Annotated in this window: 17 protein-coding genes and 1 pseudogene; 10 read left to right on the top strand and 8 right to left on the bottom strand. The window is 61.4% G+C overall.

Annotation, left to right across the window (positions count from 1 at the left end; all coding sequences use genetic code 11):
• Positions 1–43: 43 nt before the first annotated feature.
• The 4 genes from ACOSV0_RS09090 to ACOSV0_RS09075 all read right to left on the bottom strand — a co-directional run bounded on the left by ACOSV0_RS09090 (position 44) and on the right by ACOSV0_RS09075 (position 2,517).
• A complete protein-coding gene (locus ACOSV0_RS09090; RefSeq protein ID WP_434109993.1) occupies positions 44–568 on the bottom strand; it encodes a hypothetical protein in 525 nt (174 codons plus the stop codon).
• A gap of 493 nt (positions 569–1,061) precedes the next feature.
• Complete coding sequence (locus tag ACOSV0_RS09085; RefSeq protein WP_434109992.1) at positions 1,062–1,241, bottom strand: hypothetical protein; 180 nt, start codon at positions 1,239–1,241, stop codon at positions 1,062–1,064.
• Between the two features lie 44 nt (positions 1,242–1,285).
• The gene (locus ACOSV0_RS09080) at positions 1,286–2,251 is read right to left on the bottom strand and encodes an SDR family oxidoreductase (protein ID WP_434109991.1); all 966 of its coding nucleotides are present in this window, start codon (positions 2,249–2,251) and stop codon (positions 1,286–1,288) included.
• A 146-nt stretch (positions 2,252–2,397) separates the two neighbouring features.
• Positions 2,398–2,517, bottom strand: coding sequence for an NAD-dependent epimerase/dehydratase family protein (locus ACOSV0_RS09075; protein ID WP_434109990.1), 120 nt, complete (start codon positions 2,515–2,517; stop codon positions 2,398–2,400).
• A 103-nt stretch (positions 2,518–2,620) separates the two neighbouring features.
• On the opposite strand from ACOSV0_RS09075, the gene ACOSV0_RS09070 reads away from it, so the two are divergent.
• A complete protein-coding gene (locus tag ACOSV0_RS09070) occupies positions 2,621–3,541 on the top strand; it encodes an AraC family transcriptional regulator (RefSeq protein ID WP_434109989.1) in 921 nt (306 codons plus the stop codon).
• 79 nt (positions 3,542–3,620) lie between these two features.
• Here ACOSV0_RS09070 and ACOSV0_RS09065 read toward each other — a convergent pair whose 3' ends face one another.
• On the bottom strand, positions 3,621–4,751 hold the full coding sequence (locus tag ACOSV0_RS09065; protein WP_434110222.1) for an alpha/beta fold hydrolase: 1,131 nt from the start codon (positions 4,749–4,751) through the stop codon (positions 3,621–3,623).
• 254 nt (positions 4,752–5,005) lie between these two features.
• Here ACOSV0_RS09065 and ACOSV0_RS09060 point away from each other — a divergent pair, with 254 nt between their 5' ends.
• Positions 5,006–5,587 carry a TetR/AcrR family transcriptional regulator gene (locus ACOSV0_RS09060; RefSeq protein ID WP_434109988.1) on the top strand — a complete coding sequence of 194 codons (582 nt, stop codon included), beginning with the start codon at positions 5,006–5,008 and terminating at the stop codon, positions 5,585–5,587.
• A 141-nt stretch (positions 5,588–5,728) separates the two neighbouring features.
• Here the strand turns inward: ACOSV0_RS09060 and ACOSV0_RS09055 are convergent, their stop codons facing one another.
• Positions 5,729–6,718, bottom strand: coding sequence for an alpha/beta fold hydrolase (locus tag ACOSV0_RS09055; protein WP_434109987.1), 990 nt, complete (start codon positions 6,716–6,718; stop codon positions 5,729–5,731).
• Positions 6,719–6,924: 206 nt separating this feature from the next.
• Between ACOSV0_RS09055 and ACOSV0_RS09050 the strand changes: the two genes are divergently transcribed.
• The 4 genes and pseudogenes from ACOSV0_RS09050 (at position 6,925) to pqqD (ending at position 9,783) form a co-directional block, all read left to right on the top strand.
• Positions 6,925–8,922 (top strand): sigma-54-dependent Fis family transcriptional regulator, encoded by a 1,998-nt coding sequence (locus tag ACOSV0_RS09050; protein WP_434109986.1) that lies wholly within the window; start codon positions 6,925–6,927, stop codon positions 8,920–8,922.
• 321 nt (positions 8,923–9,243) lie between these two features.
• Positions 9,244–9,318 carry a pyrroloquinoline quinone precursor peptide PqqA gene (gene pqqA, locus ACOSV0_RS09045; RefSeq protein WP_033379411.1) on the top strand — a complete coding sequence of 25 codons (75 nt, stop codon included), beginning with the start codon at positions 9,244–9,246 and terminating at the stop codon, positions 9,316–9,318.
• Between the two features lie 55 nt (positions 9,319–9,373).
• Positions 9,374–9,505, top strand: a pseudogene (locus ACOSV0_RS09040) (pyrroloquinoline-quinone synthase PqqC); the annotation flags it as partial.
• Positions 9,502–9,783 carry a pyrroloquinoline quinone biosynthesis peptide chaperone PqqD gene (pqqD, locus tag ACOSV0_RS09035; protein ID WP_434109985.1) on the top strand — a complete coding sequence of 94 codons (282 nt, stop codon included), beginning with the start codon at positions 9,502–9,504 and terminating at the stop codon, positions 9,781–9,783. The pseudogene ACOSV0_RS09040 and the gene pqqD, both read left to right, overlap by 4 nt.
• 181 nt (positions 9,784–9,964) lie before the next feature.
• Here pqqD and adh read toward each other — a convergent pair whose 3' ends face one another.
• On the bottom strand, positions 9,965–11,485 hold the full coding sequence (gene adh, locus ACOSV0_RS09030; protein WP_434109984.1) for an aldehyde dehydrogenase: 1,521 nt from the start codon (positions 11,483–11,485) through the stop codon (positions 9,965–9,967).
• Between the two features lie 441 nt (positions 11,486–11,926).
• Here adh and ACOSV0_RS09025 point away from each other — a divergent pair, with 441 nt between their 5' ends.
• Together ACOSV0_RS09025 and ACOSV0_RS09020 are read left to right on the top strand one after the other, a co-directional pair.
• Positions 11,927–13,660, top strand: coding sequence for a methanol/ethanol family PQQ-dependent dehydrogenase (locus tag ACOSV0_RS09025; RefSeq protein ID WP_434109983.1), 1,734 nt, complete (start codon positions 11,927–11,929; stop codon positions 13,658–13,660).
• Positions 13,661–13,732: 72 nt separating this feature from the next.
• Positions 13,733–14,980 carry a c-type cytochrome gene (locus ACOSV0_RS09020; protein ID WP_434109982.1) on the top strand — a complete coding sequence of 416 codons (1,248 nt, stop codon included), beginning with the start codon at positions 13,733–13,735 and terminating at the stop codon, positions 14,978–14,980.
• A gap of 120 nt (positions 14,981–15,100) precedes the next feature.
• On the opposite strand, the gene ACOSV0_RS09015 is transcribed toward ACOSV0_RS09020, so the two are convergent.
• Positions 15,101–16,060: a LysR family transcriptional regulator gene (locus tag ACOSV0_RS09015; protein ID WP_434109981.1), complete on the bottom strand. Its 960-nt coding sequence runs from the start codon at positions 16,058–16,060 to the stop codon at positions 15,101–15,103.
• Between the two features lie 112 nt (positions 16,061–16,172).
• Between ACOSV0_RS09015 and ACOSV0_RS09010 the strand changes: the two genes are divergently transcribed.
• Positions 16,173–17,369, top strand: coding sequence for a M20 aminoacylase family protein (locus ACOSV0_RS09010; RefSeq protein WP_434109980.1), 1,197 nt, complete (start codon positions 16,173–16,175; stop codon positions 17,367–17,369).
• A gap of 61 nt (positions 17,370–17,430) precedes the next feature.
• Positions 17,431–18,705, top strand: a complete 1,275-nt coding sequence (locus tag ACOSV0_RS09005) for an MFS transporter (protein ID WP_434109979.1) — start codon at positions 17,431–17,433, stop codon at positions 18,703–18,705.
• Positions 18,706–18,737: the final 32 nt, after the last annotated feature.

The following is an 18,737-nucleotide window of genomic DNA, read 5'->3' as shown; positions in this document are numbered from 1 at the left end:
GATCCCAGCAGGCACGGATTCGAGTTAACCCACGGACCTCAGGTTAAAAGCCGTGCCGGACAGAAAGCGTCGCACCCGTATCGTGTGAATGGAAAACCGCGACGCGCGCTGTGCCGGAAAAGACCCAATCGTTGACGGTCAACGACAGTCTTCGCTGCGGTTGCGCACCGAGCGTTAAAGTCGTGTTCGATAACTGGACGATCGAGATCTGCGGTACCGTCGACGGACCCAGATGAAGATAACTCGACGTTTGCTGTTGCGCCGCCTCGGGCGTTGCGGTGGTCTTCGCGGCGCCGAGATGGAAGTCGTGAGTCACCGGTGAGCTATAGAAGTTCTCGACTTGAGCGTAAAACGGCTGCCCCTGATCCACCTGATATTCCATTTCATAGCGCTGCAGATAGCGCTGCGGTTCCGGAATGGATGGAACAATCTTCTCGGGCGGAGGCGCGATATTCGCAACGGTCATCTCTTCGTGCGAGTCCATGGCAAGACCGTCCGCGAACGCATATCCGCTTACGCCCAGCAAACAGAATATTGCGCCGACAATCCTTTCGCTCAGGCAGGTCATGGCCGTGCCTCCAATGAAGGAATTGGAACGTCACCGTACTGACTGCTGTGTCTGTACCGACCGCCGTTGCAGTTTCGTTTGCTTCAATACATTGTAGTCAAGCTATTGCCGGATTTTGGGAGGGAAAGTACGGAGCGGCTGTTTGCGCAGCAGGCGCATCAGTCGTTTCTCGATGACCGCCTAGATAACTTCAGCCGGTGTTCGACGATCGCCTCAATGATCTTGAGCCGATCAAGCGCACGCGTGCTGATCGTGATAAATCCACATGCGTTCATGGTCTGGCTCGCTGTGCGCTGTGCTCATGGTGATCGTGATGAATCCATGTCCGTCCGTGGTCTGGCTCCAGGCATCGCTGGGATGCCGCAGCATGCGCAACAGCCGCCGGTCCGGAGTCGGGAACCGGACATTTGAACTTGGCTAGAAGCGGACATTACAACTTAGCCTCTACATCCAGTATGTTGATAATTTATATTATGTAAAATTAATAGCGCGACTAGGCGACCGCATTGCGCCAGGCCGTTCCCTCCGGGCGCCGCACTTGCACCGCGACGCATAGTTCGTTCTCCAAACCGTTGTTCACGCCCCTCAGGAAATGATCGAAGAAGCGCGTCTGCAGCGCGAGCGCCTCGTCCGAGTAGAACGGCGTCAGATAATCGCCTGTCTGGATGCGCAATCACGCGTTGGCGCCTCGGTGCTGCGTCCGGAACATGAGAGGCGTTAACGACGTACGTCGCGCAAGGAAGCCATAAGGTCGGTCATCAACTGCGGATGCCGCGGCTCCCAGCCCAATCGTTCCCGTGTGGCTTGACTGGAAACCGGGTTATCTGCGCTGACAAAGGGTGCCAGCCAGCCAAAATGCCTCGCAGCGTCTTCAACTGACAAAGGCACAACCCGGACGTCGAGATGGCGTCCAATCGCCTCGGCGATGCCACGGAACCGGATGCCCTCCTCCGCCACAGCGTGATAGCGGGCACCCGCCTCGTCACTTTCGAGCGCGAGCCGGAACAGCTGCGATGCGTCGAGCCGGTGCACGGCAGCCCATCTGTTGTTCCCATCCCCCGGATAGGCGGAAATCCGCTTCTTCCGTGCGATCTCGATCAACCGCGTGACGAGCCCGAGCCTGGTCTCGTCATGGACCGACGGCGGCAACCGAACGACCGTGGCGCTCACACCGGTCCGGACGAGATCCAATGCCGTCTTTTCGGATTGCGCCCTGAGCCCGCCCACCGCACCGGGATCGGCGACGTCAGTTTCAAGTGCCAAACGCCCCTGTGCCATTGCCATCGTCGGAAACGCGATGATCAGCGAGCCTTTCCTTGCTTCGAGTGCGCCACCGAATGTCTCGATGGCGTGCCGCTCTGCTCCGACGGCCGCAGTCGTGAACCGCTCGACAATATTCGTCGGGCGACCGCCGAACATGATTCGTACACGGATACCGAGGCTGGCTTGCGAGAGCGCATGAAAGAAGGCAGTGTGAATGACGCCCTCCGCAGCAGCCGCAGCCCGCCGAAGGACGTGGAGATCCTCGATCGTCCCGTGGCAAGCCTGAGCCCCCAAGGCTTCAAGCGAAGCGGCGGCATTCGCCGAGCGTACAAGGCCGGTAACCTCGTGGCCGGCGGTGATAAGACTGCGAACGATAGCGGAGCCTATGAAGCCTGTGGCGCCCGTGATGAAAACCCGCATTCCGCGCTCCTTCGATGAAAATTCAGTGAGAGGATGCAGTCGATCCGATGCTGAAATAACCGGATTGCGCAAGGTCGGCAAGGAGGCCGCACTGCTCAGGCGCCCAGCCCAACAGCGCACGCGTGCGATCACTCGTAGCAGGAGCGTCAATTGCCACGAACGGTGCAAACCTCGGCAAAGCGCGACCAGTGATGCCCCGTTTCAATCAGTTCCCGTACCACGGCCGAGCCAACCCAGCCGGTCGCTCCCGTCACGAATACACGCATCACAAACCTCCTGTTCTGTTTCCAGCACAGGCTACGGCATTGAAGCGGGACGATCTATGCCTTATCGTTCGTATTTAGTATCCATTCGTTCGGAACTTGCTATATGGACCCCCTATCAGATGTCTTGTCGTTGCTGGAACTGCGCAGTTACGTGTCCGGCGGCTTCGATGCGGGCGGAGACTGGGCAGTGCAATTTGGTCCTCACGACGGGATCAAATTCCATGCTGTTCTTCGCGGGCAATGCTGGGTCTCGGTGGAAGGCGAACCTGAGCCCGTGAAGGTCACGGAAGGTGAGTGTTTTCTGCTCGCGAGTGGAAGGCCGTTTCGCATCGCGAGCGATATGGCAGCCAAGCCGGTCGATGTCCGCACGCTGCTGCCGCAAGTCCAGGACGGCCGCATCGTGACGTACAACGGCGGCGGCGGATTCCTGAGCATCGGCGGTTTTTTCACCCTCGCCGATGCTCAGGCCGATCTGCTGTTGAATATGCTGCCCACCATCGTTCACGTCCGTGACGAGCCTGGCCTGTCGACGTTGCGATGGTGCATCGAACGCATGAGACAGGAATTGCGCGAGCCGCAACCCGGCGGCGACATCGTCGCCCAGCAATTGGCCACGATGGTTCTGGTGCAGGCGTTGCGGATGCGGCTTTCCGCGAAGAGCGGCGATGGTGTCGGCTGGCTGTTCGCCCTGGCGGACAAACGCATGCGCGCGGTGATCAATGCTATGCACGAGGCGCCCGGCACGAAATGGACCCTGCAGACGCTCGCCGGGCAAGCCGCCATGTCGCGCACGACCTTCGCGCTTCGGTTCAGGGAACTCGTCGGCCTCTCGCCGATGGACTATCTGACGCGCTGGCGAATGATGCTTGCCGCAGACAGGCTGACGCATTCCCGCGACTCAGTTGCCGGGATCGGCCGCGCGCTTGGGTATGAGTCCGAGAAATCCTTCAGCACGGCATTCAAACGGGTCATGAATTGTTCGCCGCGCCAGTATGGTCGCGGACAACGCGCAGTAACGATATGAAGACGCAAATCAGACCTCAGGCGCGTTGCGCATGCGGGAAGGCGGTTCGATTCAAGAGCAACGACAGGCATTCCCCGATCTAACCGCTGGTGTGATCCGCCCCGCCCACCTCCTTGATGAAGGCGAGCAGGAGCTCGCTGAGCCGAGCCGGCTGCTCCTGTTGGATCCAGTGACCGGCGCCGTCGATCAGCTCGATGCCGCCCATTCTCGTCACCGCCTTCGTCCTCATAAGATCGAGCGCGCCCGGCGCCGAATAGGTGCCCCAATCGCTCTTCCCGCCAATGAAGAGCGACGGGACATCGATCGTCTTACCCGAAAACAGCCGCAACTCAGCGTTCAGGTCAGGGTCGGAAAAGACGCGATAAGCCTGCAGGGCGCCTTGAAACCCCGTGCGGCCATACTCCTCCGTGTACACCCCAAGTTCAGGCTCGGTGAGCCATGTGCTGGCCAGGACCTCGGCGGAGGAAGGTTGGAATGGAGCGACGGTCTCGGGCATCGTCTTGCCGAGATCCATGACGTAATAGGTGGGCATTCGTGCAAGTTCTGCGGCGGTTAGCGCCTTCAACGGATGCGGCTTATTTCCCGGCCAGTCGGCGCTCTTGACGTAGAAAAATGCGCGAAGAAACGCGTGTAAGCCTTGAGGGGGGTGCCACATGTCATGGTTCGCCTCCCGTGTGCTCAGGTATTGCTGGTAATACTCTCTCGGCGGGTCGAGCGCCGCCAGCGCGGCCGCTAACTTTTGATTGCCGGTGTTCGGTTGAACTGACGATACCTCGCTTTCCGCAATGTTGAACGGAAGCGTCGGCGGACCGGGGAACGGTGCGCTCATCAGCACCACCGAGGGAAAGACGTCAGGTCGGGCTAGCGCACAATAGGCCGCTACGGGCGAGCCGAGGTCGTGCCCGACGAGCATTGCCGTACGCCGATACCCCAACGCCAAAACCAATCCGAGGGCGTCACGCGTCATATTCAAAAGGCTGAAGGGCGCTAGCTGGGCGTCATAGTCGTTCACCCAACCGGTGGTGCGGCCAAAACCTCGCTGGTCGGGCGCCACGACATGGTAGCCGGCGTCCGCCAGAATTGGGATGAGGTGTCGCCAGCCGTAAGCCAGATCGGGAAACCCGTGCAGAAGCAGCGCGAGTGGCCGGCCGGGACTTTCGTAACCGGCCTCGAGAATATGGACATCGAGGCCGTTGACCCCACGAATCATGCGCGAGCGGACCCTATTCGGAAGCGTTCCATCGCCATACGTTGCTGTGGACAAGTCAATTCCTCCTATGAGGTTTGCGCGGGCGGGTCGAATAAAAGCGGCGATCAGGCTGACCGCACCCATCGCCAAGACGGCTCGTCGGGACGTCGATGGCGTGATTGGGTCGAGGGGCATCGCTGGAATCAGAATATGGTGATCGCCATAGTAGGTCGATCGCCATAGCGACGTCAAGCGAAACGTGGTACGTTTCCGGCATGACACGTAAGACTGACGCCCGCGCTAGCGCGATTGCCACGGCCGAACGGCTGTTTCGCATCCAGGGCTACACTGCGACGGGATTGATCCAGATCCTTAAAGAAAGCGGTGCGCCTAAGGGATCGTTCTACTTTCACTTTCCACGCGGCAAGGCACAACTCGCAGAAGAAGCAATCGATAACTACATTGCGAATCGAATTGCTGTACTACGGGGCATCTCGGCGAATACGACGGGTGATGCGCTGAATTTTGTTCATCAGATTTTCAGCACATTTGCGGCTGAGATGGTCGCCTCTGATTTCCAGTATGGATGTCTAATGCAAAATCTGGCGAATGAGCTGCCCGCGCTCGACGCTGAGCTGACCCAACGGGTAGCGCGCGGTTTTATTGAGTCGACCGAGATTATTGCGGAGCATTTTAGGGGGTGCGGTTTCGCTCCCGCGCGCGCGTCCTCTACCGCAGCCGGATTGGTAGCCGCCCTCGAAGGCGCCCGAACGATCGCCCGCCTGGAACGCACGCCGGCGGTATTCGAGGCGCTGGCAGAGGTTAGTGTCCGCGGGTGGGCTGCCCCCGAGGAGTGATCCGGTCCAATGTTCCCGGTCGGGCGAGAAGGCGTTGTCAACTTGCCGTGCGCGAGACAAAAATCACGCCATACCCTCACCCATCGGCGTCAACAGCATGAACGTCTTTCGACCGCAGAGTCCGATCGCAAACCCATGCCATCACGTTGCGGCATCCGCAGATAAAGCGCATGGTGCGAACACCGCTTCGATCGCGCGTTTCATCCGCATGGCAAGTTCGGGTTCGGTTGCCAGATGTCCCGCATGCGCCCACTCGACGTGCACAGCCGGCACCACGCGTGCAAGACGCCGCAGATTGTCCGGCGGGCAAACCGGATCGCGCATCCCATGCACGGCAAAGAGCGGTACGCCTGCCGCTTGCGCATCTCGCGCACGCGACAGCAAGCGGCGCTCGCCGAGCCAGCAATCGTGCGTCAGGTAGTGCGCCTGAATCCGGTACTTGGAAATCAGCTTGCGCACTACCGCATACGAACGAACGGGCCGCACGTGCACGCGGCGTGAATGCGACGACGCGAGCACTGCCGCTTCATAGTCGCGCCACGCAAGCGCGACGGCGCGTTGGCGTGCGGCCAAACCGCCGGCTTGCAGCGCCGTCGCGCAGCGACCCAGCAAGGCAGACGGACGATGGCACTGCGCCGCGGCGCACAATCGCTTCCATTCATGCGGCGCATGCACCCTGCTCGCACCGAACAGACGACGCACCTCACGGGCCGAAGTTAGAAACAGTCCGCGCATCACAACGCCTGTTACCGCGCGAGGATACAACCCGGCATAGGCAAGCGCGAGCGACGCACCCCACGAACCGCCCATGACGCCCCATCGCTCGATACCGAGCCGCATGCGAATAGCTTCGAGGTCGCCGGTCAGTTGCGCCGTGCGGTTATGGCGCAGGCTCCCGCGTGGAGTCGACGCGCCGGCGCCGCGCTGATCCACCAGCACAACGCGAAAGCGCGCGAGATCGAACAGTTGCAATACCGATTGCTGGCTTCCGCTACCCGGACCGCCATGCAGCACAACCACGGGAATACCGGTGGCCGTGCCCGCTACCGTGAAAGCCACGTGATGACCGTCGCGGAAGACTCGATGCATTACATGTTGCCGTTGCTCGTTTCGCGACCGTGATCCTGGCATGCTTTGGCTCCGCAATTTGTCGGATAGGAGGCAAATCGCCGAGTGTAACGCTACGCGGTAGACGCAAGCATTCGCGAATGCGATTGCAAGCGTATACCCGCGAAACGGAATGGCGGCAAAAAACTGGCTCGAGACTTGCTAATCAAGTGGGCCAATGCACCCAAGATGTTCCGGCTACATGACCGGCGCTCAAACAGGAGGAGACAATGCAGGATGACACGTCTCATACAATCAGCCCACTGGCGACTCGCGAAAGTGGATGGCTTACACCTTCCATTCAGAAGGCTCACGAACGCTCGGAAACCTTCGGTCTGATTGCGTCGACACGTCCCGATTACGACGTGCTGCCCAGGGCGGAACTCCTGTTGAAGATGGAGCAGAGCCGGGTTCTATGCGCACACGCGACGCCGGTGATGGAGACCCTCCATGAACAGATCGTCAACACCCAAAGCATGATCGTGCTGACCGACGCCGAAGGCCTGATTCTTCATTCGATCGGCGACGACGACTTCCTGCAGCGGGCTGAAAAGGTAGCGCTGCGGCCCGGCGCGAACTGGGCCGAAGACCGCCAGGGGACCAACGCGATCGGCACGGCAATCATCGAGCGATCCGCGACGGTCGTCCACGGCGAGCAACACTATCTCGCCGCCAATCGCTTTCTGACCTGCTCAAGCGTACCGATCCTCGACCCCTATGGCGACCTGATCGGCGTGCTGGACGTGACAGGCGACCATCGCAGCTATCATCAGCATACGATGGCGCTTGCCAGGATGTCCGTGCAGATGATCGAGAATCATCTGTTCACCAGCACCTTTCGCGAAACCTTGCAAATCGCCTTCCATGGACGCCCCGAATTCCTCGGCACGCTCATGGAGGGAATCGTTGCGTTTACCTGCGATGGCCGTTTTCTATCGGCGAACCGCAGTGCGCAATTTCAGTTGGGCATGCCGCTCGCAGCGCTACGCGCACACACGTTGTCGTCGCTGTTCGGGCTCACCAGCCCGCAACTGATCGACCGTCTGCGCATGAGTCTTGGACGGCATATGTCGCTCGATCTGCACAACGGCACGGTGGTGTGCGCGAACGTCGAGTTCAGACGCGCCACGCTCGCCAATAGCGGCTGGCCGCTCGATCCGCAGGACGGTGCGAGGCCGGCGCGCGCCTTGGCGCCGCAGCCCGCAGCGGCGTCCAGCGCGCTGTCGCGACTTACGTACCTCGATACGGGCGACCCGCAGGTATCCGCGGTGATCGGCAAGGTCCGCAAGGTGATCGGCAAAAACATCCCGATCCTGATCACGGGTGAAACGGGCACCGGCAAAGAACTTCTCGCCCAGGCAATTCACAACGATTCGCCGCGGCGGGGCAACGCGTTTGTCGCGGTCAATTGCGCGTCGATTCCGGAGACCCTGATCGAATCCGAACTGTTCGGCTACGAGGAAGGCGCGTTCACCGGCGCGCGGCGTAAAGGTGCGCTCGGCAAATTACTGCAGGCTAACGGCGGTACGCTGTTTCTCGACGAAATCGGCGACATGCCGTATCCGCTGCAAGTGCGCCTCCTGCGCGTGCTGCAGGAAAGGCTGGTGAACCCGCTCGGCTCGAGCAAGTCGATTCCGGTCGACATTGCCATTATCTGTGCGACCCACCGGGACCTACGCGAGATGATCGCGCAGAACCGCTTTCGCGAGGATCTGTATTACCGTCTGAACGGCCTCGTCGTGAAGTTGCCTCCCCTGCGCGAGCGCACCGACCTGGCAACGGTCATCCAGAAGATGCTGCAGAGCGAACCGCCCGATTGCGCGAGCGGCAATCGTCTGAGTGTCGCCGGCGACGTGATGGCGCTATTTGAGCGATGCACGTGGCCAGGCAATTTCCGGCAACTGGGCAATCTGCTGCGCACGGCCGCTGCGATGGTCGACGATGACGGCGAAATCCGCGTTGAGCATCTGCCCGATGATTTCTTCGAAGATTTGCGGAGCACCGCCAACGCTCCGGGCACCGTCGTTTCAGCAACTGACTCGCAGACCGCCTGGGCGGCGCAGGCAGTACGCCTGCAGGATGTCGCGACATCGACCATTGCGGCCGCAGTCGCGCGGCACGGGGGCAATGTGTCCGCGGCGGCGCGGGACCTGGGGATTTCCCGCAATACGATCTACCGGAAACTGCCTGCGTTATCCGGTGCGGACGGTGTGCCGGAAGATCTCTGAACGGTCCGCGAGGGACTCGCTCGTCGCCGGTCTGCGCCATCGAATCCGTCCGACTGTTCAGCCGGTGTTGCGTTCTGCAACACTGGTGTCCCTTAAATGAGCAGTGGCACATGGGTTGATCCATCGTGACGCGCGGTGTCGCTGCGCGAGACGGCCTGTTCATCCATGCCGAAGCTTCGTTTCCGAATGTCATGTGTCTTCATGTCCGCTATGCGTCCGTCGAAGCGGTCTGCGGCACCCCGGCATGGACTTTGCGTTGGCTATTCGACCGCGTGTTCTGCGCGGCTGACTCACCGACCTATCACATCCAAGGAGACATTCATGCAGTGGACCACCCCCGCTTACACCGATCTGCGTTTCGGCTTTGAAATCACGATGTATATCGCCACCCGCTAACGACACGCTCAAAGCGCCGCTCGCCGCTACCGCCGCAGGTGGCGACGAGCGGTGCCATGACCTCGACGTCACACCGCACTATTTCCGCACGCCAGAAGCGCAGCGACGCGCGCTCGACATTCTGCAATTCAAGCTCGACATCCTGTGGTCGATGCTCGACGCAATTGAAAAGGCTTATCCAGAATGAGTTCATCGAATCCCACCGATGCGACCCGCCTGCGCCCCCATCTGAAGTCGATGTTCCGGCTGCAATGGGAGACCGCGCAAGACGCCTACGTATTGCTCTATCCCGAAGGGATGGTCAAGCTCAATCCGAGCGCCGGCGAGATCCTGTCGCGCTGCGACGGCACCCGTGAACTCGACGACATCATTGGAGAACTCGAACACCTGTTCAGCACCTCTGCCCTTGCCGCCGACGTATACCGCTTTATCGAGCATGCGCGGCAGCGAGGCTGGGTGGACTGATATGAACCACGACATCATTCATCCAGCGCCGCCGCTATGGCTTCTGGCAGAACTTACGTATCGTTGTACGGTGACGACGCGCTCCTGATTGCATCCTTTGTTCGGTTGCGCCGCCCGCCCCCACCCTCCGGGTGGCGGGATTTGCGACCGGGGCGGATCGGGGCGGCCGGGCGCCGGCTATTTAGAAAAAGCCCAGCGGTTGCTCGCTGTAGCTGACGAGCAGGTTCTTGGTCTGTTGATAGTGGTCGAGCATCATCTTGTGCGTTTCACGGCCGATACCCGACTGCTTATAGCCGCCGAACGCCGCATGCGCCGGATAGGCGTGATAGCAATTGGTCCACACGCGGCCCGCCTGAATCTGCCGGCCGAAGCGATAGGCGCGCGTACCGTCGCGTGTCCACACGCCGGCGCCCAGACCGTAAAGCGTATCGTTGGCGATTTCCAGCGCTTCGTCCTCGGTCCTGAAGGTCGTGACAGACACGACCGGGCCGAAAATCTCTTCCTGAAAAATGCGCATTTTATTGTGCCCGCGAAATACGGTCGGCTTCACGTAATAGCCTTTGCTCAGCTCACCGCCCAGCGCGCCGCGCTCCCCGCCGATCAGGCATTGCGCGCCCTCCTGCTTGCCCAGATCGATATACGAAAGAATTTTCTCAAGCTGTTCCTGCGAGGCCTGCGCACCGATCATCGTCCTCGTGTCGAGCGGATGTCCCTGCCGGATTGCAGCAACGCGCTTGATCGCCCGTTCCATGAAGCGGTCGTAGATCTTTTCGTCAATCAGCACGCGCGACGGACAGGTGCAGACCTCGCCCTGATTCAGCGCGAACATCGCGAAGCCTTCGAGCGCCTTATCGAAGAAGCTATCGTCCTGATCCATTACGTCGGCAAAGAAAATATTCGGGCTCTTGCCGCCGAGCTCGAGCGTCACGGGGATGATGTTCTGGCTCGCGTACTGCATGATCAGGCGGCCCGTCGACGTCTCTCCGGTAAACGCGATCTTCGCGATACGCTTGCTGGTTGCAAGCGGCTTGCCCGCTTCGACGCCGAAGCCATTGACCACATTCAGCACGCCCGGCGGCAACAAATCCTGAATCAGTTCGAGCAATACGAGAATCGACGCGGGCGTCTGCTCCGCCGGTTTCAATACCACGCAATTGCCGGCGGCAAGCGCCGGCGCGACTTTCCACGTCGCCATCAGAATCGGGAAATTCCACGGGATGATCTGACCGACCACGCCCAGCGGCTCATGGAAGTGATACGCCACCGTATCGCCGTCGATCTCGCCAATCGATCCTTCCTGTGCCCGGATACAGCCAGCGAAATAGCGGAAGTGGTCGATCGCGAGCGGAATGTCCGCGGCCATCGTTTCGCGGATCGGCTTGCCGTTGTCGATCGATTCCGCAAATGCAAGGCGCGACAGATTCTTCTCCATGCGATCCGCGATCCGATTCAGGATCGTGGCGCGCGCGGCGGGTGACGTATCGGCCCAGGCTTTGCTGGCGCGATGCGCCGCATCGAGTGCGAGCTCGATGTCTTCTTCAGTGGAACGCGGAATCGACGTGAAGGGCTCACCCGTAATCGGCGAATGGTTCTCGAAGTATTCGCCGCGTACAGGCTCGATCCATTGACCGCCAATGAAATTGCCGTATTGGCGTGCGAAGGGAAATTCAACGTCGAGAAATTGCATGTCTGCGTGGTTCATTCGTGGCGCCTCCTGATTGGTAATGGAATCGACTTGACACGTTGGCCCGTTCAACTGTCGTCGGGCTCGCACGCCGTCATCGCCGGAGCCAAACAGCGAGAACCGTGCCATCGATTGCATCCATCGACTACGAGGCGGCTGATTCCAGATACGCGCACGTCATCCGCTCGCGCGCGCGTCAAGACAGTATCCTGGCGACGTCGGACCTGTCACGTTTGGCAACACACGCGGCACGCGCTGTTCCGCCATGCAACACCCCTGCGGCACGGGATCGATTCGCCGCGAGGCCGTCGTCTCGCGCGAACCCGCTCGCGCCAGGGAACCTCGCCGATCAACCCAAAGTGGCATGCGATTTGCCTTAACGATTGCGCAGTCATTCTGCAACCTTCAGGCGACGGTCCGCCGGGAGGCACCGCATCGACAAATCAACAGGAGACAACAATGAAGACACCTTCGGCTTCGACTATGCGGCTCGCAACGCTAGTCATGGGCGCCGTTGCCGTCGCCACCATCAGTCTGAAGCCTGGGCCCGTTGCGGCAGCCGACGACTACCCGGCGGTCACGTACGAGCGCCTGACCTCTGCCCAAAGCGACCCCGGCTGGCTTACCTACTACCGCACGTATAACGGCCAGGCCCACTCGCCGCTCAAGCAGATCGACACATCGAATGTGAAAAAACTGAAGCAGGCATGGAGCTACAAGTTTCCGGCCGATCTTCAGCAGGGCTTTGAAGCAACGCCAATCATCAACGGCCGCTTCATGTTCGTGACCACGCCGAAGGACAACGTCTACGCGTTCGATGCGGCATCGGGAAAACAGCTCTGGAAATATGAGCCGAAGCTCGGCGACGAATCGTTCAAGACCGCTTGCTGCGACGTGGTCAACCGCGGTGTTGCGCTGTACGGAAAGAACGTCTATGTCGCGATGCTGAGCGGCGAAGTCGCGGCACTCGATGCGCAAACCGGCGCGCTCGTCTGGAAAAAGCAGATGTTCGAACCCGGTATCGGCTACGCATTTTCATTGGCGCCGCTCGCGCTCGACGGTGCGATCGTGGTGGGCAGTTCCGGCGGCGAATACGGCGCGCGCGGCTTCATCGCGGCGCTCGACCCGAAGGACGGCAACGTGCTCTGGAAGCGCTATACCGTCCCGGGCGCGAAAGAGAAGGACGGCAACACGTGGCCGGATGGCATGCAGGAACATGGCGGAGCACCCGCATGGCTGACAGGCACCTATGACGCGGCATCGAAAACACTGTACTGGGGTGTCGGCAACCCCGGACCGTGGCTCGCGGATTTGCGTCCGGGCGACAATTTATATTCCGACTCGCTGCTCGCACTCGACCCGAAGACGGGCGACCTCAAATGGCATTATCAGTACACGCGTCATGACACCTGGGACTATGACGGCGTCAATACACCGGTTCTCGCCAATATTAAATATGAAGGCAAGGACTACGATGCAATTGTGCATGCCGATCGCAACGGCTACTTCCATGCGATCGACCGGGCCACGGGCAAGCTGATCTACGCGCGGCCGTTCGTCAAGGCAACTTCAGTCACAGGCTATTCGGCAGATGGCGCGCCGCAGCAGGATGCAAGCAAGTATCCGAAGGCCGGCACGACCATCGAAACCTGTCCGAGCTTCCTCGGCGGCAAGAACTGGTGGTCGGTTTCCTATGACCCCGACAAGCATCTCGCCTTCATTCCGGCCTTGCATGCCTGCATGTCGCTGTCCGGCAAATCGGTCAATTACATGGAGGGGTTGCCTTATCTCGGCGAAGGCTTCGAAATCAAACCCGAACCGGGTAGCCAAGGTTACGGCGAGCTGCAAGCGGTCGACGTCAACACCGGCAAGAAGGTCTGGAGTCACTGGACGAAATTGCCCTGGAATGGCGGCGTCGCCACCACCGCCGGCGGTCTCGCCTTCAGCGGCTCGCTCGACGGCCACCTGTATGCGTTCGACGAAACGAGCGGCAAGGTGTTATGGCAAAGCCCGAAACTGGCGAGCGGCATCATTGCGCAGCCGTCAGTGTTCGAGATCGACGGCAAGGAATATGTCGCGGTGCTGGCCGGCTACGGTGGTGCGAATCCGATCTGGGGTGGTCCGATGGCCAAGGCTGCAGAGAAAGTTCCACGTGGCGGCACCCTGTATGTGTTCGCGCTGAACCAGAGCTGATCGCCCCACGCATTGCAGTATCGCAGCCGCGTCGCGCGGCTGCGGCCTGCTCCTGTCTTTACGGATTCCATCATGACCACCCTGCACATCAAACATCTGTCGGCCGCCGCTCTGCTCGCGGCCAGCGTCACGCTCACGCCGGTTCAGGCCATGGCGGGCGTGCGCGTCTGCACCTTTCCCGGCAGTCCATCGACCGCGCTCGATCAGGCCGTGGCACGAGAAGTCTTCAGGACCGCCGACGTCGCAGCGTCGCTCGTCGCGCATGGAATCAACGACGGCGATGACGACGGCGTATCGCTGAGGGAACTCGACCGGACCCTCGGTCATGACTGCGACGTGATCGCCGGCTTTCCGCGCTCGACCGTGGCAGACGCCTCCCGAAGCAAGATGCTGTTTTCCCGCGGCTATCTGCGCTCAGGCTACGTCAGCGTTCAGGTCCCCGGCGCGACGCCGGACGACACCGCCAAAAATACCGTCGCGGCGATGTACGCAAGTCCCGCACAACTGATCGCACTCCAGCAGAAGGATGTCAGGCTGGATCTGGAAAACACCGCGGAGCTGAGCGTGAGCGCGGTGGCCAATGGCCGCGCGCAACGCGCGATTGTCTGGTATCCCGCGGTCGTCGCCTACGGTCTCGCGCATCCGCAACAGCACTTCACCGTTACGCCAACCACCTCGCCCTACGCGGACTGGCACCTCGTGTTCGCGTTCGGCGCCAACAGCGGGGCACTGCAGAAACGCGTCGACACCGCGCTCGCCCGGATGAGCACCAACGGCAAACTGGCTGCATTGACACGCGCATGGACGATGCCCGATACAGAAGCCGCCGCATCGCGAGGGGCTGCAGGCGCATCGCACTATGCCTATCTCGACGGCTCGGTCCAGACGTCACGCCTGCCCGCCGCCATCGGGCGAGCCGCGGCGGCCGGGACGGCGCAGGGACGCTTCATCAAGGTGTCTGCCGGCGACTCCACCGACGCGCCATCGTTCGACCGCTTGCAGGCCAATCACGGCAAGACGCTCTATGCGAGTTCGTGCGCGAAATGTCACGGCGGTGCGTTGCAAGGCGTGACCGCTCCGGCGCTGCGTGGGCCCGCGTTCGCGCCGGCGGCAAATGCACATCTGACGATCGGCGGCGTGTTTGGCTACATGGCGACCAATATGCCGGCCGACCGTCCCGGCAAGCTGAAAGACCAGGACTATGCCGACATCATGGCCTTCCTGCTGTATTCGAACGGCTATGAACCAGGCGCCGCAAAGCTGACCGCCGATAGTGCCCGGGCTTCGGCGACCAAACTGAATGCCGGACCCGCGCATTGAGTTCGCGGTGCCACCGGACCGGCGCCACCTTTCACCAGCAACCTGATGCCGCGCGACCACGATCGATCGCAACGACGGTTCGACGACCGTGCGCGCGCATCCGCAATTCCAGCACTCCGTTCATCGGCCTTTGCCAGCCGACGCCGACGCCCACCCTCTCTGCATCGCCTCCACCAACTGCTTCCACAGGAACTCCGCCGCCGGCGACAGGCGCCGGCCAACCCGCCGTATCACCTGACTGCTGAAGTCGCGTGCAATCGGATGATCGATTTCAAGCGCGACGAGTTTGCCCGCGTCGAGATATTGCCGCGCGGCGTCGGTCGACATGAACGCGACGCCAAGACCCGCCGCCGCGATCGCCTGCGCCGCGGCGAACATATCGCACCGGTAAGCCGGCGACAGGCTGAGCCGCTCCGCGCGAATGATCGAGTCGACGTACTGTTGCACGCCGAAACGCGGCGGCATGAAAATCAGGCGGGCATCGGCAAGCTGCTCGAAGCGGATGCGTTGCAGTCCCGCCAACGGATGACGCGGGCTCACGAACGCGCAGAACGGCGCGGCGCGAAACGTGCGCGAGCGTATCGACGGGTCCTTCGCACCGCCCGCGCATAAGCCGAGATCGACCTCGTCGTTACGAACCATCGCGATGATTTCGGACGTTGCGCCGGTATGCAGATCGACGACGATATCCGGAAACTGCGCGCTAAAACGCTCGAGCACGATCGCCATCAGATTGCCGACGAACCCCTCGCCACACCCGATACCGAGCCGTCCTCGCCGCAGTCCCCGATAGTCCTCCAGTTGCGCCAGCATTTCAGTATCGCGGCGCCGGCCTTCACGAAAGTGATCGACGAGACTCAGGCCGATTTCCGTGAGCGCCACGCGCCGGCCCTGCCGCTCGAGCAGCGCCACACCATGTGCGTGCTCCAGCTGCTTCACCTGCCGGCTGATCACCGACGCATTGATGCCGAGCGCATCCGCCGCCGCCCGCACCCCACCCTGCACGGCGATTTCATGCAGATAACGGAGGCTGCGCAGGCTCAGGGCGCCTTGCTGAGGGATATCGGCGTCGTTTGACATGTTTTCCGGACTGTTGACATTCAGGTCAACATTATCGACCTTAAGACGTCATTGATCGCACGTTTTTGCAGCGAAATACTGACGTTTCGCTTTCCCTATGCCCGTCAATCCCATGTCCGATACCCATACGCAACACTTTTGTACGCTCGACGAAACCAGCGACCTGAACGACGAACTGCGCGGCATTCGCCACCGCTTGCACCAGCACCCTGAGCTCGCTTATCAGGAGTTCCAGACAGCGGATCTGGTCGCCGAAGCGCTCGAAAGCTGGGGCTACGAAGTGACACGTGGCCTGGGCGGAACGGGCATGGTCGCCTCGCTGAAGTCGGGAACGGGATCGCGGGCCGTTGCCGTGCGCGCCGATATGGACGCCCTGCCGATCACCGAGGCCACCGGCCTGCCCTATTCCAGCGTTCACCCGGGCAAGATGCACGCATGCGGTCACGACGGCCACACGGCGATGGTGCTTGGCGCAGCGCGGCATCTGGCGCGCACGCGCCGCTTTGACGGAACGGTCCATCTGGTCTTTCAGCCCGCCGAGGAAATCGGCACGGATAGCGGCGCGGAACGCATGATTGCCGACGGTCTGTTCGAGCGTTTCCCTTGCGAAGCCATCTTCGGCCTGCACAATCATCCCGGCGCACCGGCGGGTACCTTCATGTTCCGCAGCGGTCCGTTCATGGCCGCATGCGATACCGTCGACATCACGATCCACGGCCGCGGCGGTCACGCCGCGCGCCCCCACCTCACCACCGATCCGCTCGTGATCGGCGCAGGGCTCGTGACGGCGCTGCAGACCGTCGTGTCGCGCAATATCGATCCGATGCAGCCCGCCGTAGTCACGGTCGGCGCGTTCAATGCCGGACACGCGCCCAACGTGATCCCCGAAACGGCGCGCCTTCAACTGAGCGTGCGCTCGTTCGATCCCGCCGTGCGCGCGCTACTCGAAACACGCATCCGCGCGCTCGCCAACGCGCATGCAGAAGCACACGGCGCCAGCGTCGAGATCGACTATGTGCCGGGCTATCCGGTGCTCGTCAACAGCGCGCCGGAGACGGAATTCGCCTTGCAGGTCGCACGCGAACTGGTGGGCGACGAACGCGTGGTGGATGGCTTTGGTCCGATCGCCGGCAGCGAAGACTTCGCCTTCTACCTGCTGAAAAAGCCAGGCTGCTTCCTGCGCGTGGGCAATGGCATGAACACGCCCATGCTGCACAACGCGAAATACGATTTCAACGACGACAATCTGACCGTCGGCGCCGCATTCTGGACGCGGCTGGTCGAGCGGTTTCTTGCGTCGAAAGTCTAAGCGCAGCTCAGAACGCGCAGACATAACAATCATAAAACCACCTACGGTGAGGACCTGAACCATGTCAACCCAGCCTCTCACGTCGTCCGGCACGACTGCGGTTTCGCAGACCCGCATTGTCGTGGCGGCCGTTATCGGCAATCTGCTTGAATTCTTCGATTTCACGGTCTACAGCTTTTTCGCGCTGACCATCGCCAAGCTGTTCTTTCCGTCGCACGATCCCATTGTGTCGACCCTGCTGGCGTTGTCGGCGTTCGCGATCGGCTTCGTGGCGAGACCCGTCGGCGGCTTCGTGCTCGGCCATTACGCGGACAAGCACGGGCGCCGCGCTGCGCTCACACTGACGATCTTCCTGATGGCCGTCGGCTCCGCAGCGATCGGTCTCGCGCCGACCTATGAAACGATCGGCATCGCCGCGCCCACGTTGATCGTGATAGCGCGCCTCGTGCAGGGTTTTGCGCAAGGCGGCGAGTTTGGCGCGGCCACCGCGACGCTGCTGGAAACCGGCTCCGCAAAAGGGCGTGGCTTTCGCGCAAGCTGGCAACTGGCAAGCCAGGGTGCGGCCGCCCTGCTTGGCTCGGGCATGGCCGCACTGCTCACCTATCAATTGAGCGCAGCGGATCTGCTCGATTGGGGATGGCGCGTTCCGTTTCTGGCCGGCACGCTGATCATGCCGGTAGGCGTGTATCTGCGCCGGCATATCGTGGACGACGAACCCGTCAAAACGGAGCGCTCGCGCTTCGAACCGGCTCTCGTGCGTAAATGGTTTTTGACCGTCTTCGCGATCATGGGCATGACGGTCGCGACTTACGTGCTGATGTACTACATCCCGACCTACTCGATTCAGTATCTGAAGATGCCGCCCAAGCTGTCGATGCTGGTCTCGATCGGCGCCGCCTGTGTCTCGCTGGTGATGTGCCCGATCTGGGGCGCGCTGTCGGACCGCATGGGCCGTAGAAAGCCGCTGACCGTGTTCGGACGCGTGGTGCTGATCGCGCTGCTCTACCCCGCGTTCTGGCTGATGAACCAGTTTCCGACGCTGCCGGTCGTCATCGGCCTGATCGTCCTTTTGATGTTCTTCTACACGATGGGTTCGGCGCCGGCCTATGCGCTGATGCCGGAGAACTTTCCGAAGCATGTGCGCGCGGGCTACCTGGCAAGCGCGTATGCCGTGGCGGTGTCGGTGTTCGGCGGCACGGCGCAACTCGTCGTCGCGTGGCTCATCAAGGTGACGGGCAATACGATGGCGCCGGCGTGGTACATGATCGCGTGCGTGATCATTTCGCTCTGTGCCGTGACGATGCTCGAAGAAACCGGCGGACGCGATCTGGTGTGATTGCGGCGTGATTATGTTGGGGAGGCCGGCTG

The organism is Paraburkholderia caffeinilytica, assembly GCF_051027425.1.
GTDB classification, from domain to species: domain Bacteria; phylum Pseudomonadota; class Gammaproteobacteria; order Burkholderiales; family Burkholderiaceae; genus Paraburkholderia; species Paraburkholderia caffeinilytica_A.
The sequence above is the reverse complement of the archived record's forward strand: the minus strand, read 5'-3'. Positions and strand labels throughout refer to the sequence as shown.

Bases quoted from the DNA above. Each gene is read 5' to 3' on its own strand.
- ACOSV0_RS09090 (WP_434109993.1), bottom strand. From the start codon at position 568: ATGACCTGCCTGAGCGAAAGGATTGTCGGCGCAATATTCTGTTTGCTG.
- ACOSV0_RS09080 (WP_434109991.1), bottom strand. From the start codon at position 2,251: ATGCGGGTTTTCATCACGGGCGCCACAGGCTTCATAGGCTCCGCTATC.
- ACOSV0_RS09075 (WP_434109990.1), bottom strand. From the start codon at position 2,517: ATGCGTGTATTCGTGACGGGAGCGACCGGCTGGGTTGGCTCGGCCGTG.
- ACOSV0_RS09070 (WP_434109989.1), top strand. From the start codon at position 2,621: ATGGACCCCCTATCAGATGTCTTGTCGTTGCTGGAACTGCGCAGTTAC.
- ACOSV0_RS09065 (WP_434110222.1), bottom strand. From the start codon at position 4,751: ATGATTCGTGGGGTCAACGGCCTCGATGTCCATATTCTCGAGGCCGGT.
- ACOSV0_RS09060 (WP_434109988.1), top strand. From the start codon at position 5,006: ATGACACGTAAGACTGACGCCCGCGCTAGCGCGATTGCCACGGCCGAA.
- ACOSV0_RS09055 (WP_434109987.1), bottom strand. From the start codon at position 6,718: ATGCCAGGATCACGGTCGCGAAACGAGCAACGGCAACATGTAATGCAT.
- ACOSV0_RS09050 (WP_434109986.1), top strand. From the start codon at position 6,925: ATGCAGGATGACACGTCTCATACAATCAGCCCACTGGCGACTCGCGAA.
- pqqD (WP_434109985.1), top strand. From the start codon at position 9,502: ATGAGTTCATCGAATCCCACCGATGCGACCCGCCTGCGCCCCCATCTG.
- adh (WP_434109984.1), bottom strand. From the start codon at position 11,485: ATGAACCACGCAGACATGCAATTTCTCGACGTTGAATTTCCCTTCGCA.
- ACOSV0_RS09025 (WP_434109983.1), top strand. From the start codon at position 11,927: ATGAAGACACCTTCGGCTTCGACTATGCGGCTCGCAACGCTAGTCATG.
- ACOSV0_RS09020 (WP_434109982.1), top strand. From the start codon at position 13,733: ATGACCACCCTGCACATCAAACATCTGTCGGCCGCCGCTCTGCTCGCG.
- ACOSV0_RS09015 (WP_434109981.1), bottom strand. From the start codon at position 16,060: ATGTCAAACGACGCCGATATCCCTCAGCAAGGCGCCCTGAGCCTGCGC.
- ACOSV0_RS09010 (WP_434109980.1), top strand. From the start codon at position 16,173: ATGTCCGATACCCATACGCAACACTTTTGTACGCTCGACGAAACCAGC.
- ACOSV0_RS09005 (WP_434109979.1), top strand. From the start codon at position 17,431: ATGTCAACCCAGCCTCTCACGTCGTCCGGCACGACTGCGGTTTCGCAG.